We start from the raw sequence: 18,403 nt of genomic DNA, 5'->3' as shown, positions 1-18,403 counted from the left end.
AAATTTTGGATAAGCATTCTCGAACGGATGTCTCTTAACGGCACATAGCCGCCGTTCACAGTTGATGGGCTAGCTAATTAAGATATCAATCAATTTGAGGGATAATTGATTGCCACTAGCTACTAAATCGAAGCTCTTATCACTCAATCCCCATCGTACAGCCTGCCCCTGTATTAATGATGTTAAATATTTGGCTACATCAGGCACTGTAATTCCCGATTGGTCACGACCAATGAGCGCCTCTTCAATCAGAGAGGAGAGATGGCTATCAAACACAAACAGTGTTTCTCTGATAATCGTTCGCAGCTCTTCATTCTCTGTGTTTAACTCACGTGAAAAGAGAATCAAGGGCAAAGCTGGTGTATTTTGAATAAGTTCAAGCTGGCAATGGACTAATCGAGCAACTCGCTGTTTGGCATCCACCTCCTTGGATAGGAGTAAATTTTCAGCCCATGCGCTCTTCAGTCCATCAGTGACTTTGCGTATTGCTGCTACCCACAACTCATCTTTATTTTTGAAATGGCGGAAAACCGTTCCCTGAGTGACTCCAATTCGCGCTGCGATATCACTGGCAGTAAGGCGGTCTGGTCCTATTTCATAAGCCAACTCTAGAAGTGCATTGATAAGTTCATCTTTGCGCTTTGATGCGGACATTCTTTTTAGCAAAACGTTTTCTCTTGTAAGTAATTAAATACTAACATAACATTAGAACTATCTAATTAATAGTTTAAGGACCCAAAACCATGTCCGATCAATTACGCTGGTATAGCAAAACTCAAATCGTACTCCATTGGAGTACAGTAGCCCTTGTTATAGCTCAATACGTGCTTCATGACTCTATTGTAAACGCTTGGGAACTCATCCAATCAGGCAAGTCTGTTTCATTTGATCCGCTGGTGCTATCACACGTAGCTGGCGGTATCTTTATAGCAGTAATTGTACTCATACGATTGCGTTTGAGGTCAATAAGCACCCATGAAACAAAAGACTTACTCGGCAACAGATTATCAAACATAGCGCATAAGCTTCTCTATGCAATTTTACTGATGATGGTACTTAGCGGTGGAATGGCATGGTTCTTCAATATTGACGCTGCGGCCAATGCACACAACCTTTTTAAGGTATTACTTTTAATAACAGTTCTTGGGCATGTTTTAGCTGCTCTTTACCATCATTTCATAATGAAAGATGGTTTATTGAATCGAATGTTTCTTGCAAGGAAGTAACAAGATGCAGTGGACTCGTTACTTAAAGTTTGGAATTCCTATTGTTGTGGGAATTGCTGGAACTGCATTACTACTCAACGGCGTCAAACCACCAGAAAAGAGCGCATCGTTAATAGAAATCAAAGCGGTTAAATACCTAGTTGTTCAGCCCGAGGAAGCATTCTCAGAGATGTCGATTTCGGGAACAATTGAGGCAAGCGACAAATGGTCGGCTGTTGCACAGGTTAAAGGGGAAATTTACCGATCAAATGACTCAATCGTTGAAGGGCTTTGGGTTGACGCTGGTGATGTCATTCTCAAGATAGATCCTTTGGACTATGAGCTTGCTATTTCTCAAATTAGTGCTGAGTTGTCTGGTATTGAGTACGAGCTTTCACTTCTTAATGCCGAGGCTGAAAACACTCAACGGATCTTAGATTTAGAGCAGCGACAGCTTACCTTCGCAAAAGCAGATCTAGATCGAATCCAAAAGCTATATGCCAGCGGATCCGCAACACGTAAGCAATTGGATGATGTCCAAAGGGCCACTCTGACTTCGGAGAAAATAGTTACAGACATTAATAATGGCTTGTTACTTGTAGAACCTAAGAAGCAGAAGCTGTTAGCTCAAAAGCAAGCGTTAAGTATCTCACTAGACCGTGCACATAGGGATTTAGCTAGAACAGATATTATCGCGCCTTACCCACTTAGGATTTCTAAACTGCTTGTTGAAGACTATCAGGCTGTTAATGTTGGACAGCCGTTAATTGAAGGGATAGGCATTAAATCAGCCGATGTTACTGCACAAGTAAACATCGATAAGTTCAGAGATTTAATCGGTCTAAATACGCCACCTTCCACGCTGAATAATGAATTTGTAACAGATACATTAAATAAACTGGTTTCCGCTGAAGTGCGAACAGTTGGGAGCGTAAGCGAATCTTGGAAGGCAGAGGTGATATCTGTTCGCACTGAGCTAGATAACCGAGCAAGAACACTTCAAATCGTAGTAAGGGTAGATGATCCATATTCGAGCCATTCAGCCGCACAGAACTTCCCGCTGTTACCAAATCAACCCATTGAGTTGGTATTTAGAACGATTCAGCCCACAAGTGTAATTACGATTCCATTATCTGCAGTCCACCAAGATCAAGTTCTATTGCTAAATGAAGAGAATGAAATTGAGTTTCGAGAAGTGCAGCTTGGCCTCATGCAAGAGAACCAAGTGAAAATCATGAGCGGGCTTAATGCGGGTGACAAATTGATACTCGACTCTCTGATAACAGCAATACCAGGACAAAAGTTTACTGGGATTGAGGTAGCGAAATGATTAGATGGTTTACATCTCATCCCACTGCAGCAAACTTACTTCTTTTAGTGTTTATAGCCGTTGGATCGTTTTCAGCACCAACTCTTCTACGAGAGACATTTCCAGACTTTCGCCCTGTCGAGGCAGAGGTATCGGTCGTTTATCGTGGCGCAACACCTTCAGATGTTGAAAAGAAAATATGTGAGCCCCTATGGGATGCCGTTCAATCAGTTGAATCACTGAGTGATTTTGTCTGTACAGCACAAAACAATTTAGCTCACGCTGTAGCGACTATGCAGCCAAGTGGTGATGCTGTTAGGTTTGTTAGCAATCTAAAAACTGAAATCTCGGCAATAGATTCATTTCCAACATTAGCTGAAGCTCCTGTTATTCGTGAACTTCATCGCACTGATTTAGTGGCCTCTGTCGCTGTATCTGGTGAGCTACCACTGGAACAACTTGATCACTACTCAAAGAATCTACAAGACCAATTAGCTTCACTCGATACTGTAGCTAAAGTTATTCGTTCTGGTGTTGGGGAGAGAACCTGGTCAGTACAGGCTGATCCTCGTGTTTTGAAAGAGTACGGTTTAACAACTTCCTCTATTGCTAATGCGCTTAAGCAACAAAGCATCAATCTTCCAGCTGGTACGCTTGAAGGAGAAAGCGGTGAGTACAACATCAGATTTGACACCGAAGCGCTATCAAAGAATGCACTATTAAATCTGCCCATTGTCACTTTAACCAATGGTGCCGTGATCAATCTGAGTGATATCGCTAGGGTAGATGAAAAATATGAGCCATCGAGTAATGCAGCTTTTTTAGATGGTCTTCCCGTCATTCTACTTGAAGTACACAAACCCCTAGATGCTGACGCTTTAAGATCTCTCGACAACTTAACAAATACGGTGAAAGCCGAGCAAAGCAGAGGAATTGGTTCGATTCACCTTGAAGTCGTTCAAGATGTAACTTCAATAATACGTGATCGATTAACAATGCTTGTTCAAAACGGTGTCGTTGGTCTTGTACTAGTTGTACTTGTAATGAGCCTATTCTTCAGACCTGCTTATGCTGCATGGGCAGCAATGGGATTGCCTGTAGCGTTTCTAGGCGCCTTTGCTTGGATGTCATTGACAGGTGAAAGTTTAAATATGATCACCGTAGTTGCGTTACTTATGGCCATAGGGATTGTCATGGACGATTCCATTGTGTTGTCCGACTCCATAGCAGTGCACTCACACGGCAACGTTACTTTGCCTTCTGTAGTTCAGGGCGTTGTAGCGGTTGCTCCAGGTGTAGTCTCTTCATTCCTTACAACTGTATCAGTATTTTTGCCGTTATCCTTTTTAGCGGGTGAGCTTGGCGCTGTGCTTGAGGTACTTCCAGTCGTTCTTTTAGCTGCGTTAACAGCAAGCCTAGTTGAGGCTTTTTTCATACTTCCTCATCACCTTAAACAAAGCCTAACTAAATCGAATTATTCGCCCAACAAATTCAAAGTCCGCTTCGAAGAGATCTTTAATTCATTTAAAGAGCGGGGCATTGGCAGGCTAGCAGACTGGGCTATTAATCATCGCTGGCTAGTTGTTGGAGTCGCTGTTGGATTATTGATCATTACTATTGGAGCCTTAGGTTCTGGCGTAGTAAAGCGTGAAGCAATGCCTGAAATTGATGGCGATGTAATTGAAGCACGAATTTTGCTACCCATGGGTGTATCGCTCGCTAGAACTGAAGAAGCTGTCCGCCAGGTGGAAGACGCCCTTGCACGTGTGAATATCGAGCTGAAGTCTAAACAACCGCAACAACAGGACCTTGTTAAACGTGTGATAACTCGATTCGGAAGAAATTTATCTGTCGGAGAGAGCGGAAGTCATGTGGCAACGGTTTCAGCTGACCTCTTATCTGCAGAGATCCGAAATACAACGCTCGATGAACTCATAGAAATATGGAAGCGTGAAATTGGTGTATTACCAGGAATCACATCTTTAATTCTTACAGAGCCAGGTATCGGTCCACAGGGTATAGCTGTTGAGCTAAGACTATTCCATGAGGATTTAGATTTGCTTTTTAGGGCTTCGCAAGATCTATTAAGTGAAGTAGAAAAGTACCAAGGTGTATTAAACGCCAAACATGATTTAAATGTTGGCAAGCCTCAACTTGGTATGCAGATAACTTCTGACGGACAAGCTTTAGGCTTAACGCCATTAGCTATTGCTAATCAGTTGCGCGGAGCATTTCTTGGCGAAACCCTTGATGATATTCGCGTTGGTGAACTTCAATACGCGATTGAAGTTAAGTTTGCGGATGACAGCACGCAAGACATCAACGATCTGTTGGCGTTTGAGCTTCAGCTGAATGATGGATCAACTGTTCTCTTACCTAATGTTGTAAAGCTTTATGAAACTAGAGAGTGGAGTTCAGTTACACAACGAAATGGAGCAAGATCTGTAACAATTCAAGCGGATGTGGATGGCCGAATAGCCAATGCTGATGCTATTACTGCAGACATCAAGAAAACCTTGCTTCCAAATATCCAATCAAATTACTCAGGTATTGCTTTTGAGGTTGCTGGACAAGCAGCGAATTCGGCTGAAACTGTTGCCTCTATTCTTCGTGGGTTCTTGATTGGAATAGTAGGGGTATATCTAATTCTTTCATTCCAATTTAGGAGCTATGTTGAACCCTTGATAGTGCTCCTAACTATCCCAATGGCATTTCTTGGCGTTGTATGGGGTCACTATTTGATGGGGTACAATATATCTATGCCATCACTTGTTGGGGCAGCATCGCTATCAGGTATCGTTGTAAACAATGCAATACTGTTAATAGGCGTCATCAAAGAGAGAGTTTCTGATACCAAGTCGGTAATAGATGCTGCTAGCGAAGCCGTTCGCTCAAGATTTCGTCCTATTTTTGTTTCAGTTTCAACGACCATAATGGGAATGGCGCCATTACTCACGGAAACATCGACTCAAGCACAAACCCTCAAACCACTGGTGATTTCTGTTGTGTTTGGTTTGCTAGCATCGACAGTATTGGTCATGATTGTTGTTCCTTCACTATATGCAATTGTTAATGACCTGAAATCTAAGTCACCGACAAACTAAGAGACTATTTGTGGCTCTATTACAAATTGATGGATCCGTTACAGAAGAAAACAATACGAAGAGGCATCACCCTGCTTTTCTAAACGCAGCATTCAGGCCATTCTTCTTGCTTGGTGCTGCGTTTGGTGCATTAAGCATACCCGCTTGGGCTCTTAGTTTTCTCGGTTTGATTAAGTTTGATTTCTATGGCGGTGCCTATGCGTGGCACCTTCATGAGATGCTATTCGGATTTTTTCCAGCAATCATGGTTGGGTTTCTCCTAACTGCTGTGCAAACCTGGACAAAGCGAAAATGCATTGAAGGATGGTGGTTAGCTGCTCTTGTACTGACATGGCTTCTAGGTCGTATAACACTTGCCTTTCAACCCGCCTTTTTTCGTGATTACACAATCGTTATAGATCTTCTCTTCTTGCCAGCCTGTGCTGGCTTTTTAGCGCGCCCGATACTGCAAGCCAAGATGTGGAGGAATCTCTTTTTTGTACCTATCCTACTTGTGATGGCGATGATGAATGCTGTCTTTCATTTTTCATTGTCGAGTGAGTCTATCGTTGATATCACCACTATTTCGCACGCCATGGTCATCCTTGCAGCGCTAGTAATGAGCATAATGGGGGGGCGAGTCTTTCCCATGTTCACAGCCAACGGAACAAAGACACCTCGGGTTAACTCGATTGGGTGGTTAGAGCAACTTTCGATTCTAAGCATTGTGATTGTGTTTATTACAACTTTGGCTCAAAACTTTGTACCGACCACTCTTAGCATTGCTGTTCTATTCGTGGCAGGGATTTCAAATCTATTTAGGGCTTTGCGATGGAGGCTATGGGTGACGTTGCAGGTCCCACTAGTATGGTCCTTACATCTTAGTTACTTAGCTATGAGTCTAGGTTTTTTTCTACTCGCCTTGGCGAAAATGAATTTGATACCAAGTGTTTCATTTGGTTTTCATTCGATCACGGTTGGCGGGATGGGACTTATGATCTTATCGATGATATCGAGAGTTTCATTAGGGCATACTGGACGACTTATTAAGGCTAATGTTTGGGTTACTTGTTCCTTATTAGCCCTTAGTTTTGCTGCGATTGACCGCGTCACAGGGTCATTACTCGGCATGGAATATTCAATAGTTATAGCGTCATCAGCTCTACTTTGGAGTATAGGCTTTTTGATTTTTGTGTTTGCCTATACCAAAATCTTATTCACTGAAAACATGTCACGATAATGCTGAAATGACCTTTGAAACGTGGAGTGTAAATTTAACTTGAGTGTCTCAAATGGGTCGTTAAGAGCCCCCTACGAAATGTAAGAAAACTCGGAATTTCTTACATTTCACACTAAGTCATTGAATCGCAAAAGGTCTGGCAAACTGCCTTTTCGGTTGCCCAAAACAAACCTCAGAAAATAAGCTATACACACGAAAAAGTTACATTTTTGGTGAAGTTTATGGCACAAGCAAAAACACTTTCTAAGTCGGAACTAAAGCAGGTTTTCGACGTTACACGAGCATGTAGTCGCTATCCAGAACGTGACATTACGATGCTAATGCTTACTCATTATTGTGGCCTTCGAGTTGGAGAAGTAGCAGCTCTCCGTTTTGAAGACATCACCAGCAATGATGGCACCCTACTCTCTGAGTTAACACTCGACAAAGAACGTACTAAAAGTAAGCGCTCTAGAAAAATATTCCTACCGAAAAAGATGATGCGCCAGCTACGCGAATACCTTTCAGGACTTAAACGACGTCCAGCACACGGCTATCTATTTTCAACACAGAAGTCGTCACGCTTTAGCGCAAATACTGCCACACAGCACTTACAATGGCAAGGCCCTAGTATTGTAGACACCTGTTAGCGTTACACTAACGCCTAACATGAGGTGATCACAAATGAGTGCGAAACGTTACACTGAAGAGTTCAAAATCGAAGCAACCAAGCAAGTCACGGAACGCAACTACAGGCTCAGCGAAGTAGCTACGAGATTAGGAGTTTCAGAGCCGACTCTTCGCAACTGGGTTAAGAAATATGGCTCCGCGAGCTCTCAACATCATACGATTAATGATCAGCAGGAAGAGCTCCGTAAACTCAAGGCTGAGCTTAGACGTGTCACTGAAGAACGAGACATATTAAAGGAGGCCGCAGCGTACTTTGCAGCCGAGTCAAAGAGAAGTACGCGTTCATAAAGTCACGACTTGATCAGTTCCCAATCGCAGCGATGTGCAGAGTGCTCGATGTTGAACGCAGCGGTTTTTACGCCTGGCGTAGGAACCCGGAGTCGAAACGCGCACAGGAAGATAAGCGCTTATTAACGAAGATCAGGCAGTTTTGGGCTGAGAGTGGATTTGTGTACGGCTACCGAAATATAACAAAAGATCTGAAGGATGATAACGAGCAGGTCGGGAAAAACCGAGTGCATCGTATTATGCGGCAGAACGACATCTCATCTCACCGGGGTTATAAGAAACACAGAGGCTTCAGTGGCGGGGATCTTAGTCTAGTGGTGCCGAATACGCTTGCTCGAGCGTTTGATGTTGACGCTCCCGATGAGGCTTGGGTGACCGACTTTACTTACATCCGAACTCACGAGGGTTGGCTATATCTGGCTGTTGTCATTGACCTATTTAACCGTCAAGTCATCGGCTGGAGTATGAAGAACAATCCTCGGGCAGAGCTGGTCATCGATGCGCTTATGATGGCTCTTTGGCGTCGGCAACCCAAAGGAACTGTTCTGATCCACTCCGACCAAGGTGTTCAATACACTAGCAGCGACTGGCGTACCTTCTTAAAGGACCACGGTTTAGAAGCCAGCATGAGTCGACGCGGGAACTGTCACGATAACGCCGTCGCCGAGAGCTTCTTCTCGAACCTCAAAACCGAGCGGATCAAGCGCAAAATCTACCCAACACGGAATGAAGCAAGAGCGGATATCTTTAATTACATCGAGCTGTTCTACAACTCATCGCGCCGTCACGGCAACAATAATGGGATGTCTCCAGCTCAATATGAAGAGCAGTATTTACAAAAGCTGGCAGCTGTCTAGGAAACTAGGGCCTTGCCACAACGCTTATACGAGCGAGCAGGAATGCACGGAGCTACAAGCCACTCGGGCCGAAGAACTTGGTTAACTCAATTGAGTCAAAAAGGAGTGAGTGTATTTGTGCTCGCTGAAATGGCTGGTCACCAAAGCATTCAGACAACACAGAGATATGTAACAGTAAATGATGAGCTAAAGCGCAATGCTGCTGAGCTCATCTGATTTGGAAACAGACGAGTTAAAAGTGTAGGTTGCAACACAGTATTTGAAAAAAGTTATCGCACACTATTTAGCGCACCAATACATACAAAACATAAGTTATTGAAAATAATAGAATTTATTAGACAACCCGCAATTCAAAATCCGTTGCAGCAATGCGTGTCGGTTCGAGTCCGACCATCGGTACCAATAAAATGTAGCCAAAAGCGTCAAAAAAACACGATATTGTCGATATCGTGTTTTTTTATGTCTGAAATCCTCAGTATCAAGTTCAACAAAACCCCGCTCACCACTCTCCTTAAGCACCCGCTAATATATACCAAGGTGTTTTAGCTCCCATTCGCTCTAATGGGCTACTTGGCCTACATCAGCGTTCACTCATAAACTTAAGTGTGCCTATTCACGCATTGAATGGGGGAGAACAATGATGGGGAAATTAAAATGAGAAGCCCTCTACACCACCCGATGACCTTTGATATGGTCAACGAAAACGTCGTGCGAACCCGCGCTGCGATGCTTTTTCTGGTTCCAGTCTGGATTCTGGTCATCTTCTACAACACGATTAATGGCTCAGCTTGGGTCGTGGATACGGCGACGCTTGAAGACACTTGGGAGACCAACTTCGCCGGTCAGATTATTTATCAGGCAGAGATGGTGCGTCAGGTCTATGACTGGACGCCGCAGACCTATGTTCTGCTCTATGTTCTTTGGGAAATGATTATTACCCAGAGCGCTAAAACTGCGTGGCTGAGCCCAATGGTTTGGGTGGCTGGGCTACTCAACCGCCATCACAAACCGATCTACCGCCCCTACCAACCGAAGAAGTTTGCTTGGAAGATCGGTACCCTACTGGTCGGCGCATGTCTTTGCTTCTTCAATCCAGTACCTACTGCCGAGTTTGTAAATGGTGTTACTGGAATGGAGCTGCTCTCAACTACCGAGAACTGGATGCCGCGCTGGACGCCTCTGGCAACCATCCCGCTCTGCCTAACCTTCATGTGGCTGGAAGCGGCAGCAGGTTGGTGCGCAGGTTGCTGGGTACACTCACTGTTGGTGAAGGTCGGGATCTTCAAGGAGAAGTGCGACACCTGTATCCCTAGCGAGGCCTAGGTTAGCACGCCTCTGGGGGCGCTCCATCGAGCGTCCCTACTTTGACCCGATCAATTCGCCACACAGCTCAACATCTTCTCGGCATCAAAGGGCCCTAAGGAGAGCACAAAGCTGTTGGCCGCATTCGTTTTGAAATTGGATTGGATAATCTGCTTGCCCAGTTCAATATAAAAGGCGCTGATCACCTCGTGCGCTGGTTCATACAGCGAGACAGCGGCACAGCGGTTGTACTTTTGGGGTTCTACGTGAGTTACCGCTGCCATGGCTAGTTTGTGTGCCCGTTCCTGATCATCAATGCAAGGCTCTAATATTCGCGCATCAAGCGTTGGAAAGCGTTTAGCACAGATACCCCAGCGGCCAACCTGTGCAAACACAAAGCTGTTCATACACCCAACAAACGCAGCGCGTTCCTCAGCGCTATCTCCACCACTGGCACAACCTGCCAACCCCTGCTGGACAAGGTTGGCCATAAATGGACTCGCCTCAATCTGCGCTGCTATGGTGCTCGATTGAAGCTCTTTGAGCTCGGTCGCGTTTGAAAAAGTTGGGATCCAAAAAACAAGAACGAAAACAAACCGCTTAAACATAAATCGCCTACGTGCTTAAAAGATGAGGTGCCGTATTAACGCCGATGGTGGGGTTGGTTTCAACCCCATCGCCCGACCAAAGTTGATACCAGGGATAGAAAAAAGTGCAGAATTCGAGCAATAAACAGAGGATAATGGCTATAACGATCTGTGATACAGATATAAAAGATTCGAGGATTGGACAGAGATGAAAAACCTAGTCGCACGCCTTTTTGCAACTGCCCTAACGGGTGGACTGATTACTCCTGCTGCTTTTGCCGCCGATGAAAATATCCAGCTTTGGGACAAGATGAAGGAGTATACCGTCGAATTGGAGGATGGTCCCTTCACCATTACACGCATCAAGACACCACCAGCAATCATCAAAGGATACCTGCAGCCAATGGTGCCCGCTGAAGGCGTAACGCCAGTTGGTGAGATCGATATGATTGAGGCAATGGGTAAGCCGGACACACTGATTGTAGATATGCGCCAGCAGGATCACGTTTTGCAGCTCGGTACGATTCCTGGCTCCATCAACATCCCCTACACTGAGGTGGCGATCAATATGGATCGCTTCGGCTGTGAAAAGAGTAGTGAAGCTTGGAATTGTGATGGCGCGACAGCTAAGGTCTACGCCTTCTGCAACTCTAGCACCTGTCCGCAGAGCCCGAACGGCATTCGCGCGATGATTCGCGAGGGCTATCCGGCTGAGCTGATCTACTACTACCGCGGCGGCTACCAAGACTGGACCATTCATGGTTTGACCACCGTTGAGGGTGAGCTCTAATTTATGGCCACTGCATCTGCCGTACACATTCTCGTTAAAACCGAGAAAGAGGCTCTGGATATTCTCGACCAGCTTAAAAAAGGTGGCGATTTTGCAAAGCTAGCCAAGCGTTACTCAACCTGCCCGTCGGGTAAGCGCGGTGGTGATTTAGGTGAGTTTCGCCGTGGTGAGATGGTTAAAGCCTTTGATGATGTAGTGTTTAAGCGTCCACTCTACAAGGTGCACGGACCCATTAAGACCCGTTTTGGTTATCACTTGATTAAGACGCTCTACCGTTCGAGCTAAACAATCAGCAGCCAGAGCTTAGAGATTACCCCAACGCAGGCTATGAACAGGGGTAATCCAAGCAGCGTTAGGTAATAACCTAGCTTACGGTGAATCACGAAGCCTTGCAGCAGCAAGCCAACTAGCGTCAAACCCGCACCATAGAGCGCCATCTCTGCGCCAAGGTAGGCGTAATCGCCCCAGAGCGCCAGGATCACGAAGATAAGCGCCGCGCCAGCGCTGATCTTCGCCACTGGGGTATTTGTCAGCGCCTGCGGGCAATCCGCATCGCCCGAACGCCCCCAACGCAAGGCCGCAAGGGTCGCCCCGGCTAATAGTCCCAGCACAACATGTAGCGCGAAATATAGATTCATTCTTCTTATTTCCCAAATTCCAACAACTCGTTAAGCCACTTCACTCGATCATCCGGTAACGCCTCAATCGTATGCGTCGCATGCACCCTAGACGGGTGAATATACTGCTGATATCCCGGATAAACCTGATCAAAGTACTGCCGTTTGATATCATCAGGCTCTCTGCCGCGCTCAACCTGATCCCGCTCAAAACGCCGCTGAAAACAGAGGTCAGGATCGACATCTAAATAGATTCGCACATCAAAGTGCTGCAATAGCTCATCCAAGGCATAAAGAAACAGCCCTTCTACAACGACGACATCAACGGGTTCAACGCGCACAACCGCTGATTGGCGGCGGTGAGTGACGAAATCGTACGTGGGGACATCGATCGCTCGACCCGATTTGAGCTGCGCGAGGTCTTCAACCATTAGGTCGAAGTCGAATGCAGCTGGCCGATCATAGTTATTGAGCGGATGCCCAACCGCTTTGTAGTAGCTATCCATGCTGATTAGATCGGTACGCTTTCCGATCTGATCGAGCGCAGCGTGCAACTGGCGGGCAACGGTAGTTTTACCGGAACCCGATGCACCCACAACAGCGATTAATTTGGGCGCCAAACAGCTTATTCCATCGGCTGCAGACGATAAGCGTCATGGCAGGCTACACAATTAGCCGTTACCTTACCCATCGCAACAAACACGGCCTGCAGATCGTCGGTTACCTCAGCATCGCGCAGGGTGGTCGCAAGTTCTGCTGCTGCCATATGCATGCCACTCCCCAGAGCCATCATACCCTTGGGCATAAACTGATGTTCTGAAGCATTGCCATCGGCACCGTGGTTATGCCCCATACCCATACCGCGTTCAGCGGCTTCAGCTGCATCCGAGTAGCGACCCTCGCCGACCAGGCGCTGGACTTCAGAGATACCGCGTAGGTGCTCACGCATATTGCGCAGCGTCGATTCGTACACTGGGCGGGGGTAGAGAACCAGCTCCCTCGTATCCTCAGTCGCTTTATGTTTCATCATGCCCGCATCTTTGCCATGCATTGATGCGTCATGTTTGGAGTGATCCATCGCTGCGAACGCCACGGCTGCAGCCAAGCTGCCAGCCCCCACAATGGCCACTACTAACTTTGAGCGATTCATCGCCGTATCTCCTAGATCTCACTCAAGAGCCCTGAGCGATATTTTTTGATACTCTTAGCTTATAACTTTAACTCGTTTAGAGGCAGAGATGAAGCCGCTCACCCGAACACTTACTCAGCTTAGAGCGCTGCTCGCCGTACTATCGATCTGCTTGATCCCTCTGAGCTGGGCATCCGATAACTCGTCACGCACACTTTACATTCTGTCGGATACGCCGGTCAGCCATCTCGATCTTGGACTCTACCGCTTAGATCTCGCATTGGAGAGCGAACTGCGCCCCGAATTAGCCCGATTTCTAAACATCCTGCCCGATAGAATTCATACGCGCACTTACATCACTGTAGGACAGGATACCAGTATGGTGCTGGTACTAGAGACCACCGTCGATGCGGCCCCAGACCGTGAGCGATCTAAGCTGCAGGCAGAGAATATCTGTGAACTGGTGCAAGGTGCTCAAGTTAGATTTATGCGTACTAACCGCCTTATTACTTTTTTTAACAGCAAGGACCCGTTTACGGACAAACGCCCGATGGATTTCGCTGCGAATTTAGAGTCGGTGCTGAGGCTAAAAGGCCGGGTACCCTCCGGAGGTGCACTGCCAACGACAGAGTGCATGAGGCCCTTGAGACAGACCTCCAATGAATAACCTGGGTGGTTACGCGACTCGCCAACGTCCTAATCAGATCACGCTAATTCTCGCGGCATCCAATCAGACGGACTTGGTTGTTAAATTGGTCAAAGAGTTGCCGGCGGACTTTTCCGGGGCAGTGATCCTCGCACAAACCGGCACTGAGGAGACACTCTCTAAGCTTGAGTCGAGACTCAGAGCGTCGACTGAACTGGCTGTGAGGCGAGTAGCTGGTCGTGTCAGTTTAGTGAGAGGTCGAGTTTATCTGATTAACTCTCAACTACAGTATGAACTAACCGGTGCAGATCAACTACACCCCACTACGGCGAATAGCGTTAACGGTGCGCTACTGGCGAGTCTGCGAGAACGCTACCTCACCAAAGCACGCATTATCCTGTTGAGTACGGCCTTTACGTCAGAGCTTGGAAAGCTGCCCGCCACATCGAAGCTTAAACCCCACTTGATCTCTTTGAAGGCGCTTGCAGATATGGCGGCGGAGCTGTTCAAGCGATTGGCTACAATCTACGACCTTCAACTCTGCACATCTGATGAGGAACTATTTACTCAATCTAAAGCGCCCCTAAAAAGCGCTGCGAGCGCTGCAACGCTCCGCACATCACAACGACCGGGGTTTGAGCAGATCGTTGACCTACTCAAATCGTACCGCTCGACCGACTTTAGCCAATACAAAGAGGCTTCGCTTATCGCTCAGATAGAGCGCCGTATGCGCAGACTCAGATTCTACAATTTAGAGCAGTATGCCGATCGCTTGAGAGTCGATTCTCAAGAGTTAGAGTCTTTACACAACAGTTTGCTAATTGGCATGACACGTTTTTTTCGTGATACGTCCGTTTTTGTTGAGCTGCAAAAGCAGTTGATTAGCTATATCGAAAAAACAGGCACCACCCGCTTGGACATTTGGAGTGCTGGCTGCAGCACAGGTGCTGAAGCGTATACTCTGGCACTGATCGCTGATTTGATCCGCAGAGAGTACGCGCCCGAGCTGAGGGTGCATATCTACGCGACCGATAATCACCAAGGCGCACTTAAAGTTGCTGAGGCCGGGCTCTACCGCCGCGAGGAGATTGAAGACATCCCTGCCGAATACCTGCCGCGCCCAATCGGTAGGACGGAGGGGCGATTCGATCTGAAAAACTTTATTGAGACTGATGTTTTATTCGAGCAGCACGACCTGTTGCAGCCTTCGTCTCACCGCGACCTAGACCTCATTGTCTGCCGTAACGTCTTTATCTACTTCACGCCTGAAACGCAGCTTAGACAGCTCGAGAATTTGCACCGCAGTCTAAAACCTGGCGGCCTGTTGATGCTAGGTCGGAGCGAGAGCACGAGCGGCCAGCGCTCTCACTTTACCATCCTGTCAGAGCGAGCAAAGATCTACAGAGCGTTGCAGCTCTCGCCCTCGTCCTGAAGCTCAACCACGCGTTTCTGCGTACGCGAAATTTCGAAGTGATCGGCGTCAGCCCAGGCTGGGAATGTATCGCGGAACTGACGCAGTTCGTCGATATTCAGATGCGCGTGCCCAATATAGGGTTCGCTGGGCGCGGAGTCGACTAAGACATCGCCTTTGTAGCTCACCACCATCGAATCGCCGGCATACTCCAACCCTTTACCATCACGACCGATGCGATTAACGCCAATCACATACGCCTGATTCTCTACCGCGCGGGCCTGCAACAACAAGCGCCAGTGGAGTCGGCGCGGAGCTGGCCAGTTCGCCACACAGAGCAACAGGTCATAGTCGTTTTGATTACGACACCAGACGGGGAACCGCAGGTCGTAGCAGATGATGGGTAGAATACGCCATCCACGATAGTGAATCACAACGCGATCAGTACCGACTTCGTAGTGTTCGTTCTCTTTACCCATCCGGAAGAGGTGGCGTTTGTCGTACCGGGTGATACGCCCATCAGGCGTCACAAATAGGAAGCGGTTGCGATAACCCTCATCAGACTCTATCACCAAGCTGCCACAGATAGCGGTATCGGTCTCGCGCGCTAGCTCCATCAACCAGCGTACCTGCGAGCCGGTCTGAGTTTCGGCAAGAGCCTCTGGCTCCATGGTGAATCCGGTTAAAAACATCTCCGGCAGAACAATCAGGTCAGCATCAGCTGCATCACGAATCAGCGTTTCAAACATGCGCTGATTGGCGGGTGCATCGTGCCAAGTGAGGTCTGTCTGGATAGTTTTTACATTCATCTGCTGCATACAAGTCCTGAGCCGGTTGCTGAATGACAGTCTAGAGTAAATGTAGTTCAAGAAAACTGAACCGGCAGTGAAAATTACCGGCCAGATGCTGTAAAAATTAGACTCGACAGAGTCCTTCAAGTGCTCGATCGATGGTCTCATCCTGCTTAGCGAAGCATAGACGCACACAACCGGTCTGCAATCCATTTTGATAGAAGGGTGAGAGTGGAATTGCTGCGACGCCGGCTGCCTCCAATAACCAAAGCACAAATTCATCATCGGGCAGGTCACTGATCGCCGTGTAATCGACCAATTGGAAGTAGGTGCCGGATGAGTTCAACAGTTTAAAGCGGCTAGCGGCTAGCCCCCTAGCTAGCCGGTCACGCTTGCTGCTGAAAAACTCACCGAGGCCCAGTGGGTAGTCTGGCTCCTGCTGCATAAAATCAGCAATCGCGCACTGCAGCGGAGTATGCGTATTAAAGGTGACATACTGATGCACCTTTTGAAGCTCTGACATCAAAACCGCCGGCGCTACGCAGTATCCCACGCGCCAACCCGTAACATGATAGGTCTTGCCGAACGAAGAGACGATAAAGCTGCGCTCTGCCAAAGCTGGGCGTCGATTCATGCTCTGGTGCTCCAGCCCATCGAATATCAGATGCTCATACACCTCATCAGACAGGATCAGGATATCGGTATCCCTCACCGCCGCTTCCAGCGCATCGAGGTCCTCAGGGCTCCAAGCCTGACCGGTAGGGTTGTGCGGCGTGTTGACAATAATCATTCGCGTACGTGGCGAAATTGCCGCTCGAAGCGTTTCCCAGTCAATTGCGAATGTGGGCGGCAACAGAGGTAGGGAAATCGGCACACCACCATTGAGCTCTACAGCCGGTCGATAGCTGTCGTAAGCGGGATCAAAGATGATCACCTCATCGCCAGCGCGCACGGTGGAAGCGATAGCACTGAACAGAGCCTCGGTTGCACCGGGTGTGACACAGATCTCGGTGTCCGGATTCAAACTGCGCCCATAAAGACGCTCCACCTTGTCCGCAATCAAGCGGCGTAGTGCCGGCATGCCATTCATAGGCGCATACTGATTCATACCCGCGGCCACCTGTTTCGCCACCGAGTCGAGCAGTGCCTGGGGTCCCTGATAGTCCGGAAAACCCTGGGAGAGATTGATAGCACCCTTTTCTGCCGCCAGTGCAGACATTTTTGAAAAAATCGTCAGGCCGACATTCGGCAGTTTAGTTTGCGGGTATTTCATTGATTAGAACTCTCGGATGACTGGCGACTTCTCAATGACATCACGCAGATTTTGCAGAATGGATGCGATACGTTCTCGCCCCGCGCGGTCATAAATATAGCCATCTAAACCCTCCTGCGCGGGATTAGAACCGTCTAACCCCTCATGCAGGATGACGCACTGCACGCGGACCGCCTCAAGCGCCTCATCATGCTGTATCGGCATTCCGATGAACAGATCCCAATGGCTCGGGCGAGCCGTGCCCGCGAGCACCGACTCCAATAGCGCGACGATCTGATCACGACTGGGACGATAAGTTGGCGCTTTACCGAAGGTGAGCGCCAGCACTAAGCCCAGCGAGAATAGCAGTGTGATAAGGAAGACCGGTAACAGCTCCATCACTTAGCCTATCAGTGAGCCTGTAAAATCGGGTCCTGCAGCAACGCCTTGGCCGCCTCATTAATCCGTGACTCACACTCCTGCTCAACCTGACGCATCTCTTTCTCAAAAGCACGTTGCTGCTTGCGTTCTAACTCACGCCAGTCCGTCAAAATGGGAATATGTGACGTGCGGTTGTAGACCTCTTCGAAAACTGAGTAGTGCGGATGCTGATGCAACTGAGGGTTGAGGTTATCAATCATCACTTTAAGGCGAATACACCCCTCTGTCAGCGTGATCTTATCGTCGTTCAAAATAGCATTGGCGATCGCTTTGGAGCTCTCGAGCAGATAAGCGCGGTTCTTGGCAGCCTCTTCAGCATGACGCGCTAGGCTTGCCTCCTGCTGCTCGCGAAACTCGCGCGCGTGGCGTAACTGCTTGTAGATCAGCGCAGCTAGAGCGATGATAATAGCGATGCCAACCAATATCAGTGTGTATGTTAGTTCGGTACTCATTCAAAAACTCAGTAAATTACGTGAATTAGCTATTGTATTAACCATGCTACAACTCGACCCCAATGCCGGAATTGGCACCCTTGTTCGCGAACTCTATCTGAACCCAACGGGGATGTCTGATGAGGAGGCAGCCCAACTGTGTAAAATGCCGCTCGACGAGTTTCAGGCTATTCTACGCGGCGAACTACCAATGAACCATATGCGGGCGCTCAGCTTGTCGCGCGGTTTCAACACCCATATCAGCTTCTTTCAGAGCTACATCCCACCGAAAGAGCCCAAGAAAACCTAACTTTAACGGTCACTTTAGAGGTGGTTCGGCGCTTTTTCTGATAGA

The 18,403-nt window shown here is 47.8% G+C and carries 22 protein-coding genes; 13 read left to right on the top strand and 9 right to left on the bottom strand.

What is annotated here, in order from left to right; translation table 11 throughout:
* Positions 1-69: 69 nt before the first annotated feature.
* Entirely contained in the window at positions 70-654 is a 585-nt protein-coding gene (locus tag AC1WNR_RS04150) for a TetR/AcrR family transcriptional regulator (protein ID WP_481643277.1), read from the bottom strand.
* An 89-nt stretch (positions 655-743) separates the two neighbouring features.
* Here AC1WNR_RS04150 and AC1WNR_RS04145 point away from each other — a divergent pair, with 89 nt between their 5' ends.
* The 8 genes from AC1WNR_RS04145 (at position 744) to AC1WNR_RS04110 (ending at position 9,974) form a co-directional block, all read left to right on the top strand.
* Entirely contained in the window at positions 744-1,226 is a 483-nt protein-coding gene (locus AC1WNR_RS04145; RefSeq protein ID WP_481643276.1) for a cytochrome b, read from the top strand.
* A 4-nt stretch (positions 1,227-1,230) separates the two neighbouring features.
* Positions 1,231-2,535: an efflux RND transporter periplasmic adaptor subunit gene (locus AC1WNR_RS04140; protein WP_481643275.1), complete on the top strand. Its 1,305-nt coding sequence runs from the start codon at positions 1,231-1,233 to the stop codon at positions 2,533-2,535.
* The gene (locus AC1WNR_RS04135; RefSeq protein ID WP_481643274.1) at positions 2,532-5,618 is read left to right on the top strand and encodes an efflux RND transporter permease subunit; all 3,087 of its coding nucleotides are present in this window, start codon (positions 2,532-2,534) and stop codon (positions 5,616-5,618) included. The genes AC1WNR_RS04140 and AC1WNR_RS04135 overlap by 4 nt, the downstream gene beginning before the upstream one ends.
* Before the next feature lie 10 nt (positions 5,619-5,628).
* Positions 5,629-6,837, top strand: coding sequence for an NnrS family protein (locus AC1WNR_RS04130; protein WP_481643273.1), 1,209 nt, complete (start codon positions 5,629-5,631; stop codon positions 6,835-6,837).
* A gap of 221 nt (positions 6,838-7,058) precedes the next feature.
* Positions 7,059-7,466: a tyrosine-type recombinase/integrase gene (locus tag AC1WNR_RS04125; protein ID WP_481643272.1), complete on the top strand. Its 408-nt coding sequence runs from the start codon at positions 7,059-7,061 to the stop codon at positions 7,464-7,466.
* 34 nt (positions 7,467-7,500) lie between these two features.
* A protein-coding gene (locus tag AC1WNR_RS04120) for an IS3 family transposase (RefSeq protein ID WP_481642738.1) occupies positions 7,501-8,651 on the top strand; the annotation gives its coding sequence in 2 pieces (ribosomal slippage) (positions 7,501-7,738 and positions 7,738-8,651; 1,152 coding nt in all).
* Between the two features lie 12 nt (positions 8,652-8,663).
* Positions 8,664-8,867 carry a tyrosine-type recombinase/integrase gene (locus AC1WNR_RS04115; protein ID WP_481643271.1) on the top strand — a complete coding sequence of 68 codons (204 nt, stop codon included), beginning with the start codon at positions 8,664-8,666 and terminating at the stop codon, positions 8,865-8,867.
* Positions 8,868-9,305: 438 nt separating this feature from the next.
* Positions 9,306-9,974 carry a DUF4395 family protein gene (locus AC1WNR_RS04110; protein ID WP_481643270.1) on the top strand — a complete coding sequence of 223 codons (669 nt, stop codon included), beginning with the start codon at positions 9,306-9,308 and terminating at the stop codon, positions 9,972-9,974.
* Positions 9,975-10,024: 50 nt separating this feature from the next.
* Here the strand turns inward: AC1WNR_RS04110 and AC1WNR_RS04105 are convergent, their stop codons facing one another.
* Positions 10,025-10,561, bottom strand: coding sequence for a hypothetical protein (locus tag AC1WNR_RS04105; protein WP_481643269.1), 537 nt, complete (start codon positions 10,559-10,561; stop codon positions 10,025-10,027).
* A gap of 187 nt (positions 10,562-10,748) precedes the next feature.
* Between AC1WNR_RS04105 and AC1WNR_RS04100 the strand changes: the two genes are divergently transcribed.
* On the top strand, positions 10,749-11,330 hold the full coding sequence (locus tag AC1WNR_RS04100; protein WP_481643268.1) for a rhodanese-like domain-containing protein: 582 nt from the start codon (positions 10,749-10,751) through the stop codon (positions 11,328-11,330).
* Between the two features lie 3 nt (positions 11,331-11,333).
* Positions 11,334-11,615: a peptidylprolyl isomerase PpiC gene (gene ppiC, locus AC1WNR_RS04095; RefSeq protein ID WP_481643267.1), complete on the top strand. Its 282-nt coding sequence runs from the start codon at positions 11,334-11,336 to the stop codon at positions 11,613-11,615.
* Here ppiC and AC1WNR_RS04090 read toward each other — a convergent pair.
* Genes AC1WNR_RS04090 through AC1WNR_RS04080 form a run of 3 tightly spaced genes read right to left on the bottom strand, consistent with a single transcriptional unit; the run spans position 11,612 to position 13,097 of the window.
* Entirely contained in the window at positions 11,612-11,968 is a 357-nt protein-coding gene (locus tag AC1WNR_RS04090; RefSeq protein ID WP_481643266.1) for a hypothetical protein, read from the bottom strand. The genes ppiC and AC1WNR_RS04090 overlap by 4 nt on opposite strands.
* Positions 11,969-11,973: 5 nt before the next feature.
* On the bottom strand, positions 11,974-12,567 hold the full coding sequence (locus AC1WNR_RS04085; RefSeq protein WP_481643265.1) for an AAA family ATPase: 594 nt from the start codon (positions 12,565-12,567) through the stop codon (positions 11,974-11,976).
* A gap of 5 nt (positions 12,568-12,572) precedes the next feature.
* Positions 12,573-13,097: a cytochrome c gene (locus AC1WNR_RS04080; protein ID WP_481643264.1), complete on the bottom strand. Its 525-nt coding sequence runs from the start codon at positions 13,095-13,097 to the stop codon at positions 12,573-12,575.
* Between the two features lie 88 nt (positions 13,098-13,185).
* Here AC1WNR_RS04080 and AC1WNR_RS04075 point away from each other — a divergent pair, with 88 nt between their 5' ends.
* Together AC1WNR_RS04075 and AC1WNR_RS04070 are read left to right on the top strand one after the other, a co-directional pair.
* Entirely contained in the window at positions 13,186-13,743 is a 558-nt protein-coding gene (locus AC1WNR_RS04075) for a hypothetical protein (RefSeq protein WP_481643263.1), read from the top strand.
* Entirely contained in the window at positions 13,736-15,154 is a 1,419-nt protein-coding gene (locus AC1WNR_RS04070; protein WP_481643262.1) for a CheR family methyltransferase, read from the top strand. Before AC1WNR_RS04075 ends, AC1WNR_RS04070 begins: the two co-directional genes overlap by 8 nt.
* On the opposite strand, the gene AC1WNR_RS04065 is transcribed toward AC1WNR_RS04070, so the two are convergent.
* The 4 genes from AC1WNR_RS04065 to AC1WNR_RS04050 all read right to left on the bottom strand — a co-directional run bounded on the left by AC1WNR_RS04065 (position 15,121) and on the right by AC1WNR_RS04050 (position 18,069).
* A complete protein-coding gene (locus AC1WNR_RS04065) occupies positions 15,121-15,942 on the bottom strand; it encodes an amidohydrolase (protein ID WP_481643261.1) in 822 nt (273 codons plus the stop codon). The two genes, AC1WNR_RS04070 and AC1WNR_RS04065, sit on opposite strands and share 34 nt — an antisense overlap.
* Positions 15,943-16,048: 106 nt before the next feature.
* Complete coding sequence (locus tag AC1WNR_RS04060; RefSeq protein ID WP_481643260.1) at positions 16,049-17,197, bottom strand: methionine aminotransferase; 1,149 nt, start codon at positions 17,195-17,197, stop codon at positions 16,049-16,051.
* Positions 17,198-17,200: 3 nt separating this feature from the next.
* Complete coding sequence (locus tag AC1WNR_RS04055) at positions 17,201-17,575, bottom strand: hypothetical protein (protein ID WP_481643259.1); 375 nt, start codon at positions 17,573-17,575, stop codon at positions 17,201-17,203.
* 11 nt (positions 17,576-17,586) lie between these two features.
* On the bottom strand, positions 17,587-18,069 hold the full coding sequence (locus AC1WNR_RS04050) for a DUF2489 domain-containing protein (RefSeq protein ID WP_481643258.1): 483 nt from the start codon (positions 18,067-18,069) through the stop codon (positions 17,587-17,589).
* 43 nt (positions 18,070-18,112) lie between these two features.
* On the opposite strand from AC1WNR_RS04050, the gene AC1WNR_RS04045 reads away from it, so the two are divergent.
* Entirely contained in the window at positions 18,113-18,358 is a 246-nt protein-coding gene (locus AC1WNR_RS04045) for a hypothetical protein (protein WP_481643257.1), read from the top strand.
* Positions 18,359-18,403: the final 45 nt, after the last annotated feature.

It is taken from the genome of Marinobacterium marisflavi, from assembly GCF_982447095.1.
This window is presented reverse-complemented; position numbering and strand designations above follow the sequence as displayed.